The 13749-nt window shown below is 70.8% G+C and carries 14 protein-coding genes; 5 read left to right on the top strand and 9 right to left on the bottom strand.

The window, feature by feature from the left end; all coding sequences use genetic code 11:
- Positions 1-58: 58 nt before the first annotated feature.
- Together bldC and ACGF1Z_RS23125 are read right to left on the bottom strand one after the other, a co-directional pair.
- Positions 59-265, bottom strand: a complete 207-nt coding sequence (gene bldC / locus ACGF1Z_RS23130) for a developmental transcriptional regulator BldC (RefSeq protein WP_003949541.1) — start codon at positions 263-265, stop codon at positions 59-61.
- 544 nt (positions 266-809) lie between these two features.
- A complete protein-coding gene (locus tag ACGF1Z_RS23125) occupies positions 810-1661 on the bottom strand; it encodes a hypothetical protein (RefSeq protein ID WP_393006828.1) in 852 nt (283 codons plus the stop codon).
- A gap of 154 nt (positions 1662-1815) precedes the next feature.
- Between ACGF1Z_RS23125 and ACGF1Z_RS23120 the strand changes: the two genes are divergently transcribed.
- Both ACGF1Z_RS23120 and ACGF1Z_RS23115 read left to right on the top strand, forming a co-directional pair.
- A complete protein-coding gene (locus ACGF1Z_RS23120; RefSeq protein ID WP_393006826.1) occupies positions 1816-2904 on the top strand; it encodes a Leu/Phe/Val dehydrogenase in 1089 nt (362 codons plus the stop codon).
- 288 nt (positions 2905-3192) lie between these two features.
- Positions 3193-3447, top strand: a complete 255-nt coding sequence (locus ACGF1Z_RS23115) for a DUF3073 domain-containing protein (protein WP_265861184.1) — start codon at positions 3193-3195, stop codon at positions 3445-3447.
- A gap of 171 nt (positions 3448-3618) precedes the next feature.
- Here ACGF1Z_RS23115 and purM read toward each other — a convergent pair whose 3' ends face one another.
- Entirely contained in the window at positions 3619-4686 is a 1068-nt protein-coding gene (gene purM / locus ACGF1Z_RS23110; protein WP_393006824.1) for a phosphoribosylformylglycinamidine cyclo-ligase, read from the bottom strand.
- Between the two features lie 45 nt (positions 4687-4731).
- A complete protein-coding gene (gene purF / locus ACGF1Z_RS23105) occupies positions 4732-6258 on the bottom strand; it encodes an amidophosphoribosyltransferase (protein ID WP_376637908.1) in 1527 nt (508 codons plus the stop codon).
- Between the two features lie 276 nt (positions 6259-6534).
- On the opposite strand from purF, the gene ACGF1Z_RS23100 reads away from it, so the two are divergent.
- Together ACGF1Z_RS23100 and ACGF1Z_RS23095 are read left to right on the top strand one after the other, a co-directional pair.
- Positions 6535-6633 (top strand): putative leader peptide, encoded by a 99-nt coding sequence (locus tag ACGF1Z_RS23100; RefSeq protein ID WP_376637907.1) that lies wholly within the window; start codon positions 6535-6537, stop codon positions 6631-6633.
- 207 nt (positions 6634-6840) lie between these two features.
- Complete coding sequence (locus ACGF1Z_RS23095; RefSeq protein ID WP_393006821.1) at positions 6841-8259, top strand: sulfatase; 1419 nt, start codon at positions 6841-6843, stop codon at positions 8257-8259.
- A gap of 43 nt (positions 8260-8302) precedes the next feature.
- Here the strand turns inward: ACGF1Z_RS23095 and ACGF1Z_RS23090 are convergent, their stop codons facing one another.
- The gene (locus ACGF1Z_RS23090; RefSeq protein ID WP_393006819.1) at positions 8303-9103 is read right to left on the bottom strand and encodes an META domain-containing protein; all 801 of its coding nucleotides are present in this window, start codon (positions 9101-9103) and stop codon (positions 8303-8305) included.
- Positions 9104-9192: 89 nt separating this feature from the next.
- Positions 9193-9981, bottom strand: coding sequence for a sterol carrier family protein (locus tag ACGF1Z_RS23085; RefSeq protein ID WP_393006817.1), 789 nt, complete (start codon positions 9979-9981; stop codon positions 9193-9195).
- Between the two features lie 67 nt (positions 9982-10048).
- On the opposite strand from ACGF1Z_RS23085, the gene ACGF1Z_RS23080 reads away from it, so the two are divergent.
- Positions 10049-10459, top strand: a complete 411-nt coding sequence (locus ACGF1Z_RS23080) for a nuclear transport factor 2 family protein (protein ID WP_393006815.1) — start codon at positions 10049-10051, stop codon at positions 10457-10459.
- A gap of 76 nt (positions 10460-10535) precedes the next feature.
- Here ACGF1Z_RS23080 and purL read toward each other — a convergent pair whose 3' ends face one another.
- The 3 genes from purL to purS are packed head-to-tail and all read right to left on the bottom strand — an operon-like array spanning position 10536 to position 13707.
- Complete coding sequence (gene purL, locus ACGF1Z_RS23075; RefSeq protein ID WP_393006813.1) at positions 10536-12785, bottom strand: phosphoribosylformylglycinamidine synthase subunit PurL; 2250 nt, start codon at positions 12783-12785, stop codon at positions 10536-10538.
- Positions 12785-13465, bottom strand: coding sequence for a phosphoribosylformylglycinamidine synthase subunit PurQ (gene purQ / locus ACGF1Z_RS23070; RefSeq protein WP_393006811.1), 681 nt, complete (start codon positions 13463-13465; stop codon positions 12785-12787). The genes purL and purQ overlap by 1 nt, the downstream gene beginning before the upstream one ends.
- On the bottom strand, positions 13462-13707 hold the full coding sequence (gene purS / locus ACGF1Z_RS23065) for a phosphoribosylformylglycinamidine synthase subunit PurS (protein ID WP_009996980.1): 246 nt from the start codon (positions 13705-13707) through the stop codon (positions 13462-13464). The genes purQ and purS overlap by 4 nt, the downstream gene beginning before the upstream one ends.
- Positions 13708-13749 lie beyond the last annotated feature (42 nt).

Below are 13749 nucleotides of genomic sequence, written 5' to 3'. Positions count from 1 at the left end.
GTTGGGGGACCCGGAATGTGCCCGGTGAAACGGGGTGTTACAGGGTTTCGCGTACGCCTCAGGCCTCGCTGCGCTGCTGCGGAATACCCGCCAGCAGGGCGCGGACCTCGGCCTCGCGATACCGGCGGTGTCCACCCAGCGTGCGGATGGACGTGAGCTTGCCGGCCTTCGCCCAACGGGTCACCGTCTTCGGGTCCACGCGGAACATCGTGGCAACCTCGGCGGGGGTCAGCAGCGGCTCGGCATCAGGGGTGCGAGCGGTCATGAGCGGCCTCCTCGGGAGAACCGAACCTTCTCGGTTCTTTCCTCTAAATTCTGCACCTTGACCCGCGTTGCCCGAAATGGCAGAAGCGGGCCGAGTCGGTTATAGGACGAACGGCTTGTCCTCGGCACTACAACTACACCATCCGTCCAGCCACGTCGGCCAAACCGATGGAATTGCCCTCGCAGGTGTTCATCAGCGGCGGAAGTCGATGGACCATGCCATAACGGACAGTCACGCCACTGTGACGATCAGTCACAGTGGCGATCAGGAGTCCTCAGACCCCCCATAGAGTGCAATGCTGAGCGTTCCGCCCTTACTTGGACGGAAGGAACCCTCCCCGGACTCCTTGTCCTATTTTGGCACGAGGGTGGGTGATGGGCGCAAGGGTGCGTTAAGTGCTGTCCGTCACCCTTGAGTCAAAGGCCCGGATCGGGACCTACGTCCTGCCCCGCCTTCACCACCGGCCCCAAGAGCACACCAAAGAACCGAACAGGTGTCCAGCGATGAAGATCATTTACATCAGGTGGACACGTCCGGCCGATGGTCAGTTGGCGAACTGCAGGTTGCGAATCGCCCGCCATCGCTCCGCGAGCCGCCCGTAGGCCTCCTCCGCGCCCTCGCCGTCGCCGTCCCGGAGCGCCGCGATCCCCTCGGCCAGGTCCGCCGCCGACCGGTCCGCCGCCAGCGTCTCCGCGCCGACCGCGTGCACCAGGCCGCCGTAGTCCAGCTCCACCAGCGCCCGCGGGTGGAACTCCTCCAGCCAGCGGCCCACGCCGACCAGGCTCTCGGTCATCGGCCCCTCCGCGATCGCCCCCCGCAGCGCCTTCAGGGCCCGCGCCAGCCGCCGCCGCGCCTGCACCATCGGCGTCCGGTAGCGCAGCACCGGCACCTGCCCCACCGCCCGGTCCCCCGCGGCGTACTCCCGCTCCTCGTCCGAGAACACCGCGAACCAGCTCAACGGCACCCGCCACACCGCGCTGCGGATCCACGGCCGCGCGTCCGGGTTCCGCTCCAGCCAGCGCCCGTGGTCCGCCGCCACCTGCTCCCGTACGACCGGCGGCAGCATCGCGTCCAGGACCGGGGCCGGCAGCTTCCCGCCCACCAGCTCCTCCAGGGCCAGCCAGCCGCGCAGCCGGGTCCGCCACGGACAGACCAGCACCACCCCGTCCACCGTCGCCACGAACGCGTCACCGCTCTCGTGCACCGGCACCGGGACCGGCGGCACCGGCACCAGGTCGGCCAGCGAACGCCTCAGTTCCTCCTGCGCCCCGGGGGTGTCCGTCCGGCACGCGTAGCGGGACCAGTGACCCCGCTCCGGCTCCGGGAACGCGGCCAGCGGCTCGTACACCCGCAGGTAGGAGGCATAGGGGACGAACACCGACGAAGGGACCGACATGTCGTGAATCCTTCCACGCGGGTCATCCTGTAGGGGGTGATCCTGAGCACTGCGCCCCTGCTACGGCCAGGTAGGACTTACCCTTCTGCCGACCAGGTCCCACCCCCACCCGCAGGGGGGACCTTCCGCCGCTTCGTACTTGGGAGTCACCACCGTGACCGATGTGACCGGCGTTCCTGACGTACTGCACACCCTGTTCCATTCGGAGCAGGGGGGCCACGAGCAAGTCGTGCTGTGCCAGGACCGCGCCACCGGCCTCAAGGCCGTCATCGCCCTCCACAACACCGCCCTGGGCCCGGCCCTCGGCGGCACCCGCTTCTACCCGTACGCCACCGAGGCGGAGGCCGTCGCCGACGCGCTGAACCTCTCCCGCGGCATGTCGTACAAGAACGCCATGGCCGGCCTCGACCACGGCGGCGGCAAGGCCGTCATCATCGGCGACCCGGAGCAGATCAAGAGCGAGGAACTCCTCCTCGCCTACGGGCGCTTCGTGGCCTCCCTCGGCGGGCGCTACGTCACGGCCTGCGACGTCGGCACCTACGTCGCCGACATGGACGTCGTGGCCCGGACGAACCGGTGGACCACCGGCCGCTCCCCCGAGAACGGCGGCGCCGGCGACTCCTCCGTCCTCACCGCCTTCGGCGTCTTCCAGGGCATGCGCGCCTCCGCGCAGACCCTGTGGGGCGACCCGACGCTGCGCGGCCGCAAGGTCGGCGTCGCCGGCGTCGGCAAGGTCGGGCACTACCTGGTCGAGCACCTCCTGGAGGACGGTGCCGAGGTCGTGATCACCGACGTGCGCGAGGAGTCGGTGCGCCGGATCACCGAGAAGCACCCGCAGGTCTCCGTCGTCGCCGACACCGAGGCGCTGATCCGCGTCGAGGGCCTCGACATCTACGCGCCGTGCGCGCTGGGCGGCGCCCTGAACGAGGAGACCGTGCCCTTCATCACCGCCCGCATCGTCTGCGGCGCGGCCAACAACCAGCTCGCCCACCCGGGCATCGAGAAGGACCTCGTGGAGCGCGGGATCCTCTACGCCCCCGACTACGTGGTGAACGCCGGCGGCGTGATCCAGGTCGCCGACGAGCTGCACGGCTTCGACTTCGACCGCTGCAAGGCGAAGGCCACGAAGATCTTCGACACCACCCTGGAGATCTTCGCACGTGCGAAGTCCGACGGCATTCCGCCGGCCGCCGCGGCCGACCGGATCGCCGAACAGCGCATGGCCGAGGCCCGCCGGGGCTGAGCTCGGCAGGGGCGGCCCGCCGGTCGGAGGGCGATTCGCGAGACTTCGCTCACGCCGATCGGCGGGTCGGACCTCAAGAAGAGGTTAAAATCGCGACTGACCAGCGAGGACGGGGCGCCTCGATGGTTCTGTACCGGGGTATGTGATGCGCGCGGCGTACCGTAGACCGACGGAAACAGGTACCGTTGAAGCCCTACGGACCGGTCTCTCTTAGAGAGCCCGTTCCGGACCATGAACGCGTGTCAAGACTCTGGGGCCAAAGAGCCCCGTCACCGAGGGGGTCGAGCCATGGGGCGCGGCCGGGCAAAGGCCAAGCAGACCAAGGTCGCCCGCCAGCTGAAGTACAGCAGCGGCGGGACTGACCTGTCGCGTCTGGCCAATGAGCTGGGCGCATCGACTTCGAGCCAGCCGCCGAATGGCGAGCCGTTCGAAGACGACGACGAGGAAGACGACCCGTACGCGCAGTACGCGGATCTCTACAACACGGACGACGAGGACGAGGACGACGAGTCCGGTCCGGCGTCCACTCAGCGTCGCGCTTGACCTTCTGAACGAAGAAACCCGGTCCGGGCTACCCGGACCGGGTTTCTTCGCTGTCCGCGGCCGCTGACGGGCCGCTGGGCCTCCCTGCGGCGCCCTGGTGCGAGACCTTCGGCGGATGTGACGAAGGAGCACCCCGGACGGGGGTGCTCCTTCGTGGTTTCCGACGATGGACTACTTCGCGTAGTCGCCGGTCAGCTCCGCGCCGGTCGCGTGCTCGCCGCGCTCGGTGATCTCACCGGCCACCCAGGACTCGACGCCCCGGTCGGCCAGCGTCGCCAGGGCGGCGTCCACCGAGTCGGCGGGGACCACGGCCATCATGCCGACGCCCATGTTCAGGGTCTTCTCCAGCTCCAGGCGCTCGACCTGTCCGGCCTTGCCGACCAGGTCGAAGACGGCGCCCGGGGCCCAGGTCGACCGGTCGACCACGGCGTGCAGACCGTCCGGGATCACCCGCGCCAGGTTGGCGGCGAGGCCACCACCCGTGATGTGGCTGAAGGCGTGCACGTCGGTGGTCCGGGTGAGCGCCAGGCAGTCGAGCGAGTAGATCCTGGTGGGCTCCAGGAGCTCCTCGCCCAGGGTCCGGCCGAACTCCTCGACCTGCTGGTCGAGGGTCATGCCGGCGCGGTCGAAGACCACGTGGCGGACGAGCGAGTACCCGTTGGAGTGAAGACCGGAGGACGCCATGGCGATGACCGCGTCCCCCGTACGGATGCGATCCGCGCCGAGCAGCCGGTCGTGCTCGACGACACCCGTGCCCGCGCCGGCGACGTCGAAGTCGTCCGGGCCGAGCAGGCCCGGGTGCTCCGCCGTCTCGCCGCCGACGAGCGCGCAGCCCGCCAGCACACAGCCCTCGGCGATGCCCTTCACGATGGCGGCGACCCGCTCGGGGTGCACCTTGCCGACGCAGATGTAGTCGGTCATGAAGAGCGGCTCGGCGCCGCAGACGACGATGTCGTCCATGACCATGGCGACCAGGTCGTGGCCGATCGTGTCGTACACGCCCATCTGGCGGGCGATGTCGACCTTCGTGCCGACGCCGTCGGTGGCCGAGGCGAGCAGCGGACGCTCGTAGCGCTTGAGGGCGGAGGCGTCGAAGAGGCCGGCGAAACCGCCGAGGCCGCCGAGGACCTCGGGGCGCTGCGTCTTCTTCACCCATTCCTTCATGAGCTCGACGGCGCGGTCGCCCGCCTCGATGTCGACGCCCGCAGAGGCGTAGCTGGCACCGGTGGTCTCAGGCATGCTGAAGAACTTTCGTGTCGTGTACTGCGGGGGTGCAGCGGGGTCTCACGGACGGCGCAGGGCGTCGGCCGCCGCGGTGGCGGCGGGGCCGGCGGCCAGCTCGGTCTCCAGGAGCTGCTTGCCGAGCAGCTCCGGGTCGGGAAGCTCCATCGGGTACTCGCCGTCGAAGCAGGCGCGGCACAGGTTGGGCTTCTGGATGGTGGTCGCCTCGATCATCCCGTCGAGGGAGATGTACGAGAGCGAGTCCGCCCCGAGCGACTTGCCGATCTCCTCGACCGACATGCCGTTGGCGATCAGCTCCGCGCGGGTGGCGAAGTCGATGCCGAAGAAGCAGGGCCACTTCACCGGCGGGGAGGAGATCCGGATGTGGACCTCGGCGGCGCCGGCCTCGCGGAGCATCCGGACCAGCGCGCGCTGGGTGTTGCCGCGGACGATCGAGTCGTCGACGACCACCAGGCGCTTGCCCTTGATGACTTCCTTGAGGGGGTTCAGCTTCAGCCGGATGCCCAGCTGGCGGATGGTCTGCGAGGGCTGGATGAAGGTCCGGCCGACGTAGGCGTTCTTCACCAGGCCGGCGCCGAACGGGATGCCCGAGGCCTCGGCGTAGCCGATGGCGGCCGGGGTGCCCGATTCCGGCGTCGCTATCACCAGGTCGGCCTCGACAGGGGCCTCCTTGGCGAGCCGGCGACCCATCTCCACACGGGAGAGGTAGACGTTCCGGCCGGCGATGTCGGTGTCTGGGCGCGCCAGGTAGACGTACTCGAAGACACAGCCCTTGGGCTTCGCTTCTGCGAATCGAGAGGTGCGGATGCCGTTCTCGTCGATCGCGATCAGCTCGCCCGGCTCGACCTCGCGGACGAAGGTCGCGCCGCAGATGTCGAGGGCGGCGGACTCGGAGGCGACCACCCAGCCGCGCTCCAGCCGGCCGAGGACCAGCGGGCGGATGCCCTGCGGGTCACGGGCGGCGTAGAGCGTGTGCTCGTTCATGAAGACGAGGGAGAAGGCGCCCCGGACGTCGGGGAGGACCTTCGCGGCCGCCTGCTCGATGGTGAGCGGCGTGCCGTCCTCGTCCACCTGGCCCGCGAGCAGCGCGGTCACCAGGTCGGTGTCGTTGGTGGCGGCGACCTGAGTGGTGCGCCCCTCCTTCTTCGGGAGGTCCGCGACCATCTCGGCCAGCTGGGCCGTGTTCACCAGGTTGCCGTTGTGGCCGAGCGCGATCGAGCCGTGGGCGGTCGCCCGGAAGGTCGGCTGAGCGTTCTCCCACACGGAGGCCCCGGTGGTCGAGTAGCGGGCGTGACCGACCGCGATATGACCCTGGAGGGAACCGAGAGAGGTCTCGTCGAAGACCTGGGACACCAGTCCCATGTCCTTGAAGACGAGGATCTGGGAGCCGTTGCTGACCGCGATTCCCGCGGATTCCTGGCCCCGATGCTGGAGGGCGTAGAGCCCGAAGTACGAGAGCTTTGCGACCTCTTCGCCGGGAGCCCAGACTCCGAAAACGCCGCAGGCGTCCTGGGGGCCCTTCTCACCGGGGAGCAGGTCGTGGTTGAGTCGTCCGTCACCACGTGGCACGCCACCGAGTGTAGGCGAGATCGACCATCGGTCCGAATTCGCGGACGGGGCGTGGTAGGCCCTTCCCGCTCCTCGTAGGATCGCACGAACTGATCCATCGATCCTTGTCGGAGCCCACAAAGCAAGGGGCACAAGGGTTACCGACCGGTAGTCAAGATCGGCGGCGTCCCGAGCGGACGCTCGTACGGTACGGGGTGAACGGTCGGGATGTGACGGAGTCCACGGTGCGGGACGGTCGTTGACACCTCCCGCCCTCCTCGGCCAGGCTTCCCGATCATGCAGCCCGTCAGCGACCTCGACCTCTCGGTCACCCTTGTGGCGCGGCGACACGTGGACCTGGCCCGTGTCGCGAGCGCGATCTGTCGCCGCGGCTGAACCGGCACATCCGCCTCAGCGCTGCCCCTCGCCTCGCGCAGGCACCCACGCCGGCATCGCTCCGGCTCCCACGCCGGCCTCCCCGGCCCCCACGCCGGCATCGCCCGGCTCCCACGCCGGCCTCCCCGGCCCCCACGCCGGCATCGCCCGGCCCCCGCGCCGGCCTCGCCCCGGCGTCCCCCGCTGCGTTCCCCCCAGGAGACCCGTATGTCCACGCCCCTGTCCCGGCGTGCCCTCGGCGGTGCCGCCGTCGGCGCCGCCGCCGGAGTCGCCCTCGGCGCCCCGGCCCCCACCGCCTCCGCCGCCCCGGCCACCGCCGGATCCGCCACCGCGCAGGAGCGGCCCTTCCGGGCCGCCACCGGCCGCCACGCACCCCGGCCCAACATCCTCTTCATCCTCGGCGACGACCTCGGCTGGGCCGACCTCTCCTCCTACGGCTCCCCGCACATCCGCACCCCCCACCTGGACCGGCTCGCCCGCCAGGGGGTCCGCTTCACCGACGCCTACTCCGGCTCCGCCACCTGCTCCCCCACCCGCTTCAGCCTGTACACCGGCCGCTACCCGGGCCGCACCAGGGGCGGCCTCGCCGAACCCATCGCCGACAGGTCGGCCGGCCTGGAGCCCACCCACCCCACGCTCGCCTCGCTCCTGCGCGACGCCGGATACAGCACCGCGCTCATCGGCAAGTGGCACTGCGGCTACCTGCCCGACTACTCCCCCACCCGCTCCGGCTGGGACGAGTTCTTCGGGAACTTCGGCGGCGCCCTGGAGTACTACTCCAAGCTCGGCCTCGGCGGCGAGTACGACCTGTACGAGGGCGACGCCGAGTACAAGGACCTCCGCTACTACACCCGCATCCTCACCGAACGGGCGAGCGAGTACGTGAGCCGGGACCACGACCGGCCCTTCCTGCTCAACCTCAACTTCACCACCCCCCACTGGCCCTGGATCGCCGACGGCGACGAGGAGACCAGCGCCGAGATCGTCCGGCGGATCAAGGCCGGCGACCGCTCCGCCCTGTGGCACCAGGACGGCGGCTCCGTGGAGAAGTACCAGGAGATGGTCGAGGACCTCGACCGCTCCGTCGGGAAGGTGCTCGCCGCCCTCGCGCGGGCCGGCCGCGAGCGCGACACCCTCGTCTTCTTCGGCAGCGACAACGGCGGCGAACGCTTCTCCTACAACTGGCCGCTCGCCGGCAACAAGGGCTCCCTCCAGGAGGGCGGCATCCGCGTCCCGTCGATCCTGCGCTGGCCCGCCCGCGTCGACGGCGGCCAGACCAGCGACCTGCCCGTCTACTCCCCCGACTGGACCGCCACCCTCCTGGAGATCGGCGGCGCCCGGCCCCACCCCGCCTACCCGCTCGACGGCACCAGCCTCGCCGGGCACCTGCTGCGCGGCGAGCGGGTCCCCGAGCGGGACCTGTTCTGGCGGGTGCGGGGCGAGCGGGCGCTGCGCCGCGGCGACTGGAAGTACTACCGGGGCAAGAGCGGCCGCGACCAGCTCTTCCACCTCACCGAGGACGCCCGCGAACAGGCCGACCGGGCCCCGTTCGAGAAGGAGCGGCTGGCCGAGCTGAGGGCCGCCTGGGAGCGGACGGACGCCGGACTCCTCCCCTACGGAAGCTGACGCCTCCGCCCCGCGGCCTGGGGCCCGCCCCGGAGGACAGAACCTAGGCCGCCCGGGCCGTGAAGCCCTGGCCGTCGCTGTCCTTGACGGTCAGGGTGCGGTGGTCGAGGCGGTAGGTGAGCGGGCCGTCGAGGGCGTCGTACAGCTTGGTCTCCAGCTCCATCTGCGGACCCGTGCACATCATCCGGGTGGTCGCGATCGCCCCCAGGGTGATCGTCCTGCCGGTGATCTTCGCGGGGGCCGTGACCCGATTGCAGCCGAGGCTGCCGGTGAGCCGCCCGTCCTTGCCGAAGGTCAGCTTCGCCCTGCCCTCGGAGCCGGCCGGCAGCGCACCGGCGGTGGCGCCGTCGAGCAGCGCGTCCACCGTCCACGTGGTGCCGACGAGCGGGGCGTCGGACTCGGCGGTCAGCTCCACGCCCTTGCGGCCGTCGGCCGAGGTCAGGGTGAGCACCTTGTCCTTCAGCCGCCCCTCGAGCTCCCCGCTGAAGGCCTTGAGCAGGGCCCGCTCGAACCGCACCCGGTCGGCGGGACAGCCGATCTCGGTGACCTCCTGCGGGGAGACGGTGAGGGTGTCGCCGTGCACGGCCACGGAGGCCCCGAAGTGGTTGCATCCGCTGTCGCCCTGGGCGCGCCCGTCACGGTCGATCGCCAGGTGCGCCCCGGGCGGGGCCACCGAGCGGGTGCCGTCGAGCGTGACCGCGGCGATCGTCCAGTTGCTGCCCTGGACGGGCAGGTCGGGGTTGTCGGCGCCGGACCCGGGGGCGGCGCCCTGCTCGGTACCGCATGCGGAGAGCAGGACGAGGGCGGAGACGGCGAGGGCTGCGAGTGTGCGCTGCTTCTGCATGCGGATGGGACGGACGCCGTCGCCGCACGGTTCCGGTGCCTCACGGTCCGCTTCCCCCGCCGCGCGGTCCCGGCCGGTACCGGTGCCGGTCAGCCCATCAGCGGGAGCAGGCCCGTGAGGTCCGCGCGTTCGCCGCTCGCCCTCACCCGGGCCGCGTCCAGCTCCGTCGCCCAGGCGGCCCGGCCGGTCGCGAGCCGGATCCAGGTGAGCGGATCCGTCTCGACCACGTTCGGCGGGGTGCCGCGGGTGTGCCGCGGCCCCTCGACGCACTGCACCACCGCGAACGGCGGCACCCGCACCTCCACCGCGCCGCCGGGGGCCCCGGCCGCCAGGACGTCGGCCAGCAGCCGGGTGCAGGCGGCGAGCGCCTGCCGGTCGTACGGGATCTCCAGCCCGGTCGCGGCGTTCAGGTCGTCGGTGTGGACGACGAGTTCGACGGTCCGCGTGACGAGGAAGTCGGCGAGGGTCATCGCGCCGAGGCTCACCGGCAGCAGCCGGGTGTCGGCGGCGGCCGCCGGCACCTGCTCGTACGCCTCGGCTGTCCGCCCGTACAGAGCCGCGAGATCCGCGGAGTCGAGCCCCCGGGTGTGCTCGTCGATCCGCTCGGCCGCCGCCGAGGCCGCGGACGGCCACTCCAGCAGCGGGAGTTCCTGCTTCGCGGGCTCGGGCTCGGCCAGCAGCTGCGGCACGCTGCCGACCATCCACGCGAGGTGCGCGGCCAGGTCCCGCACCGTCCACGCGCCGAGCCGGGTCGGCGCGTCGAGCGCCTCCGCCGACAGCGCGAGCACCGCGTCCCGTACGTGCCCGAACTGGGCGAGGACGGCGGCGCGGATCTTGGCGGGGTCGTAGCTGCGGGTGCGCTTCCTGGCAGGTGGCATGGGCTGAGGCTAGCCCCGAGACTTGAGGGAGGGGGACATCCCCTCATCGAAAGGCAGTGCCGGGACCATGACCCATCACGAGCACCCCGATGCCGTCCTGGTGCGCCAGGGCTACGAAGCGTTCACGAAAGGCGACATGGAGGGTCTGGCCTCCATGATGACCAGCGACTGTACCCACCACGCACCCGGCAGCACCCGGTTCGGCGGGCACTTCAAGGGCCGGGACAACATCCTGGCCATGTACGGGGCCATGGCCGAGTACACCGGTGGCAGCATGCGCATCGAACTCGGCAGCATCTGCGTCGACGGGCGCGGTCACGCCATCGCGAGCCACAAGTGGTTCGCCGAGCACGGTGACCGGGGCATCGAGATGCCGGGCGCCCTCTTCTTCACGATCATCGGCGGCAAGGTCTCCGACATCGACGAGTGCGTCGAGGACATCGCGGAACTCGACGCCTTCTACTCGCTCGACGACTGATCCCCGGCCGTCCCCACACGGCAGGAGCCCCCGCCCGGGAAGGGCGGAGGCTCTGTCCGTGCGCGTACGGATCCGGTCAGGCCAGCAGGCCCGGGATCGTCGCCTCGTGCACCGCGCGCAGCTCCTCCAGGGAGACGCTGAACTCGCCCTGCACGTCGACCGCGTCGCCGTCGACGACACCGATGCGGGTGGCCGGCAGGCCCCGCGCACCGCACATGTCGGTGAAGCGGAGCTCCTCGCTGCGCGGGACGGCCACGACCGCACGGCCGGCCGACTCGCTGAAGAGGAAGGTGAAGGCGTCGAGACCCTCGGGCACGACCAGGCGCGCGCCGTTGCCGCCGCGCAGGCAGGACTCGACGACCGCCTGGACCAGACCGCCGTCGGACAGGTCGTGGGCCGCGTCGATCATGCCGTCGCGGGAGGCCGCGATCAGGATCTCGCCCAGCAGCTTCTCCCGGTCGAGGTCCACGGCCGGCGGCATGCCGCCGAGGTGCTGGTGGATCACCTCGGACCACGCCGAACCGCCGAACTCCTCCTTGGTGTCGCCGAGCAGGTAGAGGAGCTGGCCCTCTTCCGCGAAGGCGATCGGGGTGCGGCGGTTGACGTCGTCGATCACACCGAGGACGGCCACCACGGGCGTCGGGTGGATGGCCACGTCACCGGTCTGGTTGTACAGCGACACGTTGCCGCCGGTGACCGGGGTGCCCAGCTGCAGACAGCCGTCCGCGAGACCACGGGTGGCCTCGGCGAACTGCCACATCACGGCCGGGTCCTCGGGCGAACCGAAGTTCAGGCAGTCCGAGATCGCGAGCGGCTTGGCGCCGGAGGCGGCGACGTTGCGGTACGCCTCCGCCAGCGCGAGCTGCGCACCGGTGTACGGGTCGAGCTTGGCGTACCGGCCGTTGCCGTCGGTCGCCATGGCCACGCCCAGGTTCGACTCCTCGTCGATCCGGACCATGCCGGCGTCCTCGGGCTGGGCGAGCACGGTGTTGCCCTGCACGAAGCGGTCGTACTGGTCGGTGATCCACGCCTTGGAGGCCTGGTTCGGGGAGCCGACCAGCTTCAGGACCTGGTCCTTCAGCTCGGCGCCGTTCTGCGGACGGGCCAGCTTGCCGGCGTCGTCGGCCTGGAGGGCGTCCTGCCAGTCCGGGCGCGCGAACGGCCGGTGGTAGGTCGGGCCCTCGTGGGCGACGGTGCCCGGGGGCACGTCCACGATGAGCTCGCCGTGCCAGAAGATCTCCAGGTGGTCGCCGTCCGTGACCTCACCGATGACGGTGGCGGTGACGTCCCACTTCTCGCAGATCTCCATGAAGCGGTCGACGTGCTGGGGCTCCACGATCGCGCACATGCGCTCCTGCGACTCGCTCATGAGGATCTCCTCGGGCGAGAGCGTCGCGTCGCGCAGCGGCACGGTGTCCAGCTCGACCCGCATGCCGCCGGAGCCGGCCGAGGCCAGCTCGGAGGTGGCGCAGGACAGGCCCGCGCCGCCGAGGTCCTGGATGCCCGCGACCAGCTTCTCCTGGAAGATCTCCAGGGTGCACTCGATGAGGAGCTTCTCCTGGAACGGGTCGCCGACCTGGACCGCGGGGCGCTTGGTGGGCTTGGTGTCGTCGAAGGTCTCGGACGCGAGGACCGAGACGCCGCCGATGCCGTCGCCACCGGTGCGGGCACCGTAGAGGATGACCTTGTTGCCGGGGCCGGAGGCCTTGGCGAGGTGGATGTCCTCGTGCTTCATGACGCCGATGCAGCCGGCGTTGACCAGCGGGTTGCCCTGGTAGCAGGAGTCGAAGACGACCTCGCCGCCGATGTTGGGCAGGCCCAGGCAGTTGCCGTAGCCGCCGATGCCGGCGACGACGCCGGGCAGCACGCGCTTGGTGTCGGGGTGGTCGGCGGCGCCGAAGCGCAGCGGGTCGACCACGGCGACCGGGCGGGCGCCCATGGCGAGGATGTCGCGGACGATGCCGCCGACGCCGGTGGCCGCGCCCTGGTAGGGCTCGATGTAGCTGGGGTGGTTGTGCGACTCGACCTTGAAGGTGACCGCGTAGCCCTGGCCGACGTCGACGACGCCCGCGTTCTCGCCGATGCCGACGAGCATGGCGTCGTTCTTCGGGGCCTTCTCGCCGAACTGCTTCAGGTGGACCTTGCTGCTCTTGTAGGAGCAGTGCTCGGACCACATGACGGAGTACATGGCGAGCTCGGCGCCGGTGGGCCGGCGGCCGAGGATCTCGCGGATGCGCTCGTACTCGTCCTGCTTGAGTCCGAGTTCCTTCCAGGGCTGCTCGACGTCGGGCGTCTCGGTCGCGTGCTTGACCGTGTCCAGAGTCATCAGGCGTTGACCAGCTTCTTGAGGATCGAGGTGAAGAAACCGAGCCCGTCGGTCTTGCCGGTGCCGACCAGCGGCTCGACGGCGTGCTCGGGGTGCGGCATGAGGCCGACCACGTTGCCGGCGGCGTTGGTGATGCCCGCGATGTCGCGCAGCGAGCCGTTGGGGTTCACGTCCAGGTAGCGGAAGGCCACCCGCCCCTCGGCCTCCAGCTCGTCGAGCGTGCGCTCGTCGGCGACGTACCGGCCGTCCATGTTCTTGAGCGGGACCTCGATCTCCTGGCCCTCGGTGTAGTCCGAGGTCCAGGCGGTCTCCGCGTTCTCCACCCGCAGCTTCTGGTCGCGGCAGATGAAGTGGAGGTGGTTGTTGCGCAGCATGGCGCCGGGCAGCAGGTGGGCCTCCGTGAGGATCTGGAAGCCGTTGCAGATGCCGAGGACGGGCATGCCCGCCTTCGCCTGCTCGATGATCGTCTCCATCACCGGCGAGAAGCGGGAGATGGCTCCGGCCCGCAGGTAGTCGCCGTAGGAGAAGCCGCCCGCGAGGACCACCGCGTCGACCTGCTTGAGGTCCTTGTCGCGGTGCCAGAGCGAGACCGGCTCGGCGCCCGCGAGGCGGGCGGCACGCAGCGCGTCCTGGTCGTCCAGCGTTCCGGGGAACGTGACGACGCCGATGCGTGCGGTCACGACTCCACCTTCACGATGAAGTCTTCGATCACGGTGTTGGCAAGGAAGGTTTCGGCCATCTCATGGATGCGGGCGAGGGCGGCCTCGTCGACCGGTCCCTCCACCTCGAGCTCGAAGCGCTTCCCCTGGCGGACGTCGGCGATGCCGTCGAACCCGAGGCGGGGCAGTGCACGCTGCACCGCCTGTCCCTGCGGGTCGAGGATCTCCGGCTTGAGCATGACGTCGACTACGACGCGTGCCACTGGCACTCCCGGTGGTGGTGTTGCGTGGGCGGTTCCTTCAGC

This window comes from Streptomyces sp. NPDC048018 (assembly GCF_043202995.1).
Lineage (GTDB): Bacteria > Actinomycetota > Actinomycetes > Streptomycetales > Streptomycetaceae > Streptomyces.
The sequence above is the reverse complement of the archived record's forward strand: the minus strand, read 5'-3'. Positions and strand labels throughout refer to the sequence as shown.

Excerpts from the sequence above, each read along its gene's own strand:
- ACGF1Z_RS23080 (WP_393006815.1), top strand. The coding sequence starts at position 10,049 with ATGACCCATCACGAGCACCCCGATGCCGTCCTGGTGCGCCAGGGCTAC.
- ACGF1Z_RS23115 (WP_265861184.1), top strand. The coding sequence starts at position 3,193 with ATGGGGCGCGGCCGGGCAAAGGCCAAGCAGACCAAGGTCGCCCGCCAG.
- purM (WP_393006824.1), bottom strand. The coding sequence starts at position 4,686 with ATGCCTGAGACCACCGGTGCCAGCTACGCCTCTGCGGGCGTCGACATC.
- purL (WP_393006813.1), bottom strand. The coding sequence starts at position 12,785 with ATGACTCTGGACACGGTCAAGCACGCGACCGAGACGCCCGACGTCGAG.
- ACGF1Z_RS23100 (WP_376637907.1), top strand. The coding sequence starts at position 6,535 with ATGCAGCCCGTCAGCGACCTCGACCTCTCGGTCACCCTTGTGGCGCGG.
- ACGF1Z_RS23085 (WP_393006817.1), bottom strand. The coding sequence starts at position 9,981 with ATGCCACCTGCCAGGAAGCGCACCCGCAGCTACGACCCCGCCAAGATC.
- ACGF1Z_RS23125 (WP_393006828.1), bottom strand. The coding sequence starts at position 1,661 with ATGTCGGTCCCTTCGTCGGTGTTCGTCCCCTATGCCTCCTACCTGCGG.
- bldC (WP_003949541.1), bottom strand. The coding sequence starts at position 265 with ATGACCGCTCGCACCCCTGATGCCGAGCCGCTGCTGACCCCCGCCGAG.
- ACGF1Z_RS23090 (WP_393006819.1), bottom strand. The coding sequence starts at position 9,103 with ATGCAGAAGCAGCGCACACTCGCAGCCCTCGCCGTCTCCGCCCTCGTC.
- ACGF1Z_RS23095 (WP_393006821.1), top strand. The coding sequence starts at position 6,841 with ATGTCCACGCCCCTGTCCCGGCGTGCCCTCGGCGGTGCCGCCGTCGGC.